This window comes from Sulfuricurvum sp. RIFOXYD12_FULL_44_77 (assembly GCF_001830725.1).
Taxonomy (GTDB): domain Bacteria; phylum Campylobacterota; class Campylobacteria; order Campylobacterales; family Sulfurimonadaceae; genus Sulfuricurvum; species Sulfuricurvum kujiense_A.
The window spans coordinates 1-6,438 of record NZ_MIBU01000130.1; the positions used below are offsets into that span (position 1 = coordinate 1).

At 45.5% G+C, this 6,438-nt stretch carries 6 protein-coding genes; 1 reads left to right on the top strand and 5 read right to left on the bottom strand.

The features are described 5' to 3' along the window. From coaD to A2517_RS05440, 3 genes are all read right to left on the bottom strand, one after another. On the bottom strand, window positions 1-430 hold a 430-nt coding region (gene coaD / locus A2517_RS05430), incomplete at its 3' end, for a pantetheine-phosphate adenylyltransferase (RefSeq protein WP_294894909.1). Then, window positions 423-950: a UbiX family flavin prenyltransferase gene (locus A2517_RS05435; RefSeq protein ID WP_294894911.1), complete on the bottom strand. Its 528-nt coding sequence runs from the start codon at window positions 948-950 to the stop codon at window positions 423-425. The genes A2517_RS05435 and coaD, both read right to left, overlap by 8 nt. Further along, window positions 947-1,810, bottom strand: coding sequence for a flagella basal body P-ring formation protein FlgA (locus tag A2517_RS05440; protein ID WP_294894913.1), 864 nt, complete (start codon window positions 1,808-1,810; stop codon window positions 947-949). Before A2517_RS05440 ends, A2517_RS05435 begins: the two co-directional genes overlap by 4 nt. 84 nt (window positions 1,811-1,894) lie before the next feature. Between A2517_RS05440 and A2517_RS05445 the strand changes: the two genes are divergently transcribed. Then, complete coding sequence (locus A2517_RS05445) at window positions 1,895-4,234, top strand: bifunctional diguanylate cyclase/phosphodiesterase (RefSeq protein ID WP_294894915.1); 2,340 nt, start codon at window positions 1,895-1,897, stop codon at window positions 4,232-4,234. 17 nt (window positions 4,235-4,251) lie between these two features. Here A2517_RS05445 and A2517_RS05450 read toward each other — a convergent pair whose 3' ends face one another. Both A2517_RS05450 and A2517_RS05455 read right to left on the bottom strand, forming a co-directional pair. Continuing rightward, window positions 4,252-5,913, bottom strand: a complete 1,662-nt coding sequence (locus A2517_RS05450; protein WP_294894917.1) for a SulP family inorganic anion transporter — start codon at window positions 5,911-5,913, stop codon at window positions 4,252-4,254. A 71-nt stretch (window positions 5,914-5,984) separates the two neighbouring features. Then, window positions 5,985-6,438, bottom strand: a 454-nt coding sequence (locus A2517_RS05455) for a cation-translocating P-type ATPase C-terminal domain-containing protein (protein ID WP_294894919.1), incomplete at its 5' end; no start/stop codon positions are given.

Consider the following 6,438-nt stretch of genomic DNA (forward strand, 5'->3'; position numbering starts at 1 on the left):
GGACCGTTTTACCGTTGAATTTTAGCAAATTTCGGACGATGGAGGAGCTAATAAAGGCGTGTTTGAGTTTCGGCATCAGATAGACCGTTTCGATATTTGGATCAAGTGAGTTGTTCAGATACCCCAGCTGAAGTTCGAATTCAAAATCGCTGACAGCTCTTAAACCGCGAATAAGAACGGTAGCTCCGAGGGTGTGAGCGAGCTCGACCGTGAGGTTATCAAATCCGACGACCTGTACCCGTTCAAGGTCTCTAACTGCCAATTTAACCATATCAACCCGCTCTTGCAACGTGAACATCGGTTTTTTATCCTGAGAATCGGCAACGGCGATGATCACTTCGTCGAAGAGTTTGATAGCACGCTCTATAATGTCAAAATGACCGTTGGTAATGGGGTCAAAAGTTCCCGGATAGAGGGCTATTTTATGCATCAGGATTCCATCGTTTATAAAGATTATTCTCGATTCCGAGAAGATCGAACCATTTGCCGATCATAAAGTTTTCCATTGACTCCAAATCTTCCTGATCCCCGTAATAGGCAAGTACGGGAGGAGCGATGATAACTCCTAGCATGGAAAGTTTGTGCATATTCTCCAATGCGATCGGAGAGAATGGGATCTCACGCGGTGCGAGTACGAGGGTACGACGCTCTTTGATCATCACCGCAGCGGCACGGGTGATCAGGTTATCCGCGATACCGCACGCTATTTTTGCTAAGGTATTCATGCTGCAAGGGGTGATAATCATGGCATCTGCACCGTAGGATCCGGATGCGACGGAGGCCCATATCTCGTTATTTTGGTGGAGTGTCAGGTTCTCTTCTTTTTCCAGCACGATTTTGGCATGTTCGGAAAGGATGAGATGCTTTTGAACGTCATCGGGAAGGGCGCGTACTAATTTTAGTCCTAAATTGGCACCGCTGGCACCGCTGATACCGACGACGATTTTCATTGCAATTCCACCCGTTTATCTCCGATCACTTTTGCTTTGGCACGTTTGCCGTCGCTTTTTTGGATTGTAATAATATCATAGAGTAGCCCCTCTTGCGTCGCACGTGCCCCAAACTCCACGATTACCCCTTCATTTTTTATCTCGACAATCACTTTTTCATTTTTCAAAACGAGCGGAATCGTTTCGATATTACGGAGCGTTATGGGACTGGATGGTTTAAGATTGGATCGAAAACGAGAGGGGTGATCGGGAAGAGCCGTGAGCGGTTTGTCCTTGAAAGATGTAAACGGTATGGGCTTTAGGAGGGTATTAAAACCGCTGATGCGCTCTTTTCTGGAGACTTTTTGGGTTGTATGAAGGACTCCGATCCTAGCTTGGACGGAGTAATCAAGGTAATGGCGTATCCCTTGTTCATCGAAATAATAAAAGGTTCCGCTGCTGTTTTGATAAAATCGATCATCAAAAATCCCTTTTACATCTTTTCGTAACGAGGAGAGGTGTCCTCGTGAACTGATGGTGATAGTATTGATGTCAATAGTAGGGTATTGTTCTTGGAACATCTCCCAAAGCTGGTACTTGAGAGGAGTGAAATCGACCGGACTCCGTTTGGTGAAATTGACGTACCGAGTTTTAGCGATGTCGATGGCTACCCCATTGAGCTCAAAGGTTTTGGCAATAATCTGGGCATTGAGACGATAGTGGGTTTTATCGGAGGGGATTTGGAGAATTTCAAATTTTTTGGGAAGATCGGGAAAGAGATCGTTGGAATAAATAATAGGTGTATCGTACTCATAGGTTTCGGCCAATTCATACGAGTACAGATTGACGAAAAGCAAAAGAAGGAGAATGAGGATATTCATTAGAGAATTGTAACATAACGAGATTTGTTTTTCATTAGTTTTACGTTATCCTAACCCATCTCAAAGATTAGCAATGCGGGTACAATGGTTTTAAATAAAAAAGATTTTTTTAGAGATGTGGATAGTGCGGATAAAGAGCGGATACATTCAGAACAAGTAGCCATTGCGTTCAAACAAGCATTTGCTTCCCTATTCCCCCTCTTTTTCGGTGCTTCGGTTGTTTTATTTTTATTTTACAAGACCCCTTTGTCTTTCGCGGTCATCCTTTGGTTTAGTGTTGTTATGGTGACATTGTTTTGGCGTTTTTGGCTATTGCGCGAGTACCGCCTTCATTCTCAAGATCACGACACCAAAACGTGGGAAAGACGCTTTAAGTACGTTATGTATACCTCTGCCTCACTTTGGGGGAGTTCAGCTTTCTTTTTGTTTCAAACCTCCGATCAGCTGCATCAGTTTTTCTTAATCTTTTTGCTGACGGGGATTGCCTCGGTTGCCTCAGGTACATTGGCATCAGTGCTTGCTATGGCACTGATCTTTTTACTCCTACTTTTATTTCCGATTCTCATGGTGATGTTTTTTCAGGGCGGATTTGAATTTCAGATGATGGGAGTGTTGGTTGGAGCATTTTTTTTCCTTCTAGCGAGTGCTTCCAAGCGGATTCATACGAACATTATGAATGCCTTAAAATCAAAAATTCTCCACCAAAAAGCCTTGGAAGCATTAGAACTCTCTGAAGAGCATTTTGAGATGATCTTTAAAGAGGCGCCAACCGGTATTTTTTATTACGATCTCAATCTGATTGTTATCAATTCAAATCTTGAGATGATGAAAATACTTCAAATCAATGAAGAACAAATGATTGGATTGGATCTGAAAAAACTTCCTGATACGTGTTTGCATGAAGCGATAACGTCTGCTATTAAAGGGGAAAAAGGGTACTACGAAGGGGCCTATACTTCTATGGTTATGAAACTAAATCTGTGGATTACGTTTCGAACATCCCCAATGTACAATGCACAGCGGGAGATTATAGGGGGAGTCGCTATTGTTACCGATATTACGGAGCGTATACATGCCGAAGAGAAGATAAAACATCAGGCCTATTATGATGCATTGACGAATATCCCCAATCGTATATTAATGAGGGATCGGTTGGAACAGTCTCTTGCACATTACCGTCGTCATGGAGATTTGGTTGCCGTTATGTTCTTAGATCTGGATCACTTTAAAAGTGTCAACGATTCGTTAGGCCATTATGTCGGCGATTTGTTATTGATCGAGACGGCGAGACGGTTGAGCGGTATTTGTCGAGAGGGGGACACGGTAGCCCGTTTGGGAGGGGATGAGTTTGTTATTTTGCTCAATGATCTGGGAAGGGATCCTCTTATCGCTGTTACACGGGCTGAAACGGTGGCTGAAAAGATACATGATGTTTTTTCTGACCCATTTGATATAGGACAATCTGAGTCGATTTGTTCCAGTTCGAGTATAGGGATAGCTTTGGTTTTTTCTGAGGTGCAAAGTGCCGATGATTTACTCAAGTTCGCCGATACCGCAATGTATCAAGCAAAAAAAGAGGGGAGAAATACAACCCGTTTTTATCAAGATCAAATGGATCAATGGATTAAAAAGCGGCTCTTTTTGGAAAATGCACTCCGTTCTGCGATCAAGAATGGTGAGTTGGAACTTTACTATCAGCCTGTTATCGAAATCGCGACTAAAAAGATTGTCGGTGCTGAGGCACTGTTGCGCTGGAACCATCCGGAGTTAGGACTTGTAATGCCCGATGAGATGATCGATATCGCCGAAGAGAGCGGTTTGATTGTCTCTATCGGTGAATGGGTGCTGCGTGAAGCATGTACACAGTTTGTCCATTGGCGTTCTAAAAATTTGAGCCAAGTTCATATTGATCGTATCGCCATCAATGTGAGCGCCGTACAGTTTCGTCAAAACGATTTTGTGGATAAAGTGATACGGATTGTAGCCGAGAGCGGGATTGTCCCCTCGATGCTGGAATTGGAACTAACCGAATCGACCGTTATTGACAAAATCGATACGGTAATTGATAAAATGAACCGTTTACGGCACGCTGGTATCAACATCTCTATGGACGATTTCGGTACGGGGTATTCGTCGTTGGCCTATTTGAAGCGACTCCCCTTTAGCACCCTTAAAATCGATCGGAGCTTTGTGCGGGACATTATGAGCGATGCCGATGATGCGGCATTGGTGGAAACGATCCTCTCGATGGCATCTATTTTCAAATTTGATGTGATTGCGGAGGGTGTTGAGACGATTGAGCAGTTCAGATTTCTCGAAAATCACGGATGCCAGTATTTTCAAGGGTATCTGTGCAGCAAACCGGTTCAAGTATTGCAGTTTGAGGAACTGCTCACCCATGATGTTCAGAACTGTTCGGTATAAGGGTAACCTCTTCGATTTTATTCTCCCATAATTTCATGCGCTCTTTGTATGGCTTTGTCGATATGATCGACGATATTCTCGCGGCCTATTTTTTCATCAATATGTGAAGAGGTAATAAAGCGATGAACTTGGGGATTTACCCCTGATAAGATCAGTTGTGTATTGTACACAGAGAGTCTCTCCTGCACTATTTCAAGTGCGTGAAGACCCGCTGCATCAATGAGAGGAACATAGCGCATCCGCAAGATAAAGATGCGCGGAGGGTGTTCGAAGAGCATAAGGGTATCAACGAGTTTCTCAGCGACTCCAAAAAAGAGGGGCCCTTGGATTTCATACACTTCGACACCGTGAGGAATGATTTTATTGGAGGTCGAATCGGGATCGTTCTCTTCTGACTCTACGGCACGGATTTGGGTCGTTTTCATCATCTGGTCGATAAAGAGGATGGAGGCGAGAGCAATTCCCGCTTGGATTGCGAAGTTCAGATCAACCAATACCGTCAGTAAAAAGGTCAAAATGAGGACAATACGGTCGGTTCTCGGTGCTTTCATAATCTCTCGAACGTGTTTAATCTCCGACATATTCCACGCTACGACGATCAGTATGGCCGCCAAAGCGGCAAGGGGGACTTTGATAATCAGCGGTGAGAGGAGGAGCATAAAAAGAAAGAGCCACGCGGCATGCATCATCCCTGCAACGGGGGTTCTGGCACCCGCTTTGATATTGGTAGCAGTTCGGGCGATAGCACCTGTAGCGGGAAGCCCTCCGAATATCCCTGAGGCGATATTGGCAACCCCTTGACCTAAGAGTTCGGCATTCGATTTATGACGCGTTCCGGTCATCCCATCGGCAACAACAGCCGAGAGGAGTGATTCGATAGCGGCGAGGGTAGCAATGGTAATCGCATCGGGGAGGAGAAGACGGAGTTTTTCGAAGGTGATTTCAGGCCATACGGGGCTTGGAAGCATCGAGGGGATAGCGCCGAAACGGCTCTCTATCGTTTCGATAGGGAGGTTAAATGTCCATACGGCAAGGGCGCTGAGGGTAACGACAATAATCGGCCCAGGGATACGGGGAATATGCCGTTTGGCTAACACGATAATCCCTATGGAACTTAATGCAACGAGTACGGCCGAAAAATTGGTCTCATGCAGATGGGCAACATAGACGCTGAGCTTGTCGATAAAATCGGGGGGAACAGTGGTGATGGAGAGACCGAAAAAATCTCGTATTTGTGAAAAAGCGATGAGCAGCGCGATCCCCGAGGTAAATCCGACGATAACGGGGTAGGGGATAAATTTAATGAGTTCTCCCGTCCGTAAAAACGCCATGATCATTAAAATGACCCCCGCCATAATCGTGGCGAGTACCAGCCCCTCATAACCGTGTTTCATTGCAACCATAGCAACCGTGACGATGAATGCGGCTGTCGGCCCTCCGATCTGATAACGGCTTCCGCCGTGTGCTGAGATCAAAAATCCGGCAACGATAGCGGTAAAGAGTCCACGCTCGGGCGGAAGGTTCGAGGCGATAGCGATGGCCATAGCCAGAGGAAGGGCAACAATGGCTACGGCAAGACCTGCAATGGCATCAGCAAAAAAGTCGGAGCGGGAGTAACCTTGGCGACGAAAAAGTGAGATAAGTTTCGGCTCTAGAGAGTCATGAATCGAGCGCAACATAGGCGAACTGTCCTTGGGGAAAATAATGGGCATAGTGTAGCACTTTTTTTTCACCAAAGAGGAAGAGGTTTTTACTTTTTAGAGTATTCCACCCATTTGTACCCTTCATCCAAAAGAAAAATAGCGATCAGTGCAATAGCGACATAGCCGAATATTTCTCCGCTTGGAGGGACGACATGAAACCACTCCGGCAAAAGATAGAGGGCGATGGTTTGCAGTACTATACCGAGCGATATTCCACCCCATAGCCAAGGGTTGATACTGAGGCTTCGGCGAATGTTTTTCAAAAAGGGTTCTGACTCTTTTTGGGCTAAGATGGCGGTGATCCATTGGGCGGCAACGACGGTGGTAAAGGTAGCGCTGAGGATAACCTCATACGGGTAGTTATGGGTGTGAAGAGTGATGAATAATCCCAGGGTGACGCTGGCGGTGACGAGGGCAAACCATCCCAGTCGAAACAGCATCGCTCTATCAAAGAACTGTTTTCCCGAAGCTCTTAGAGGACGTTTCATCACATCTCCCTCT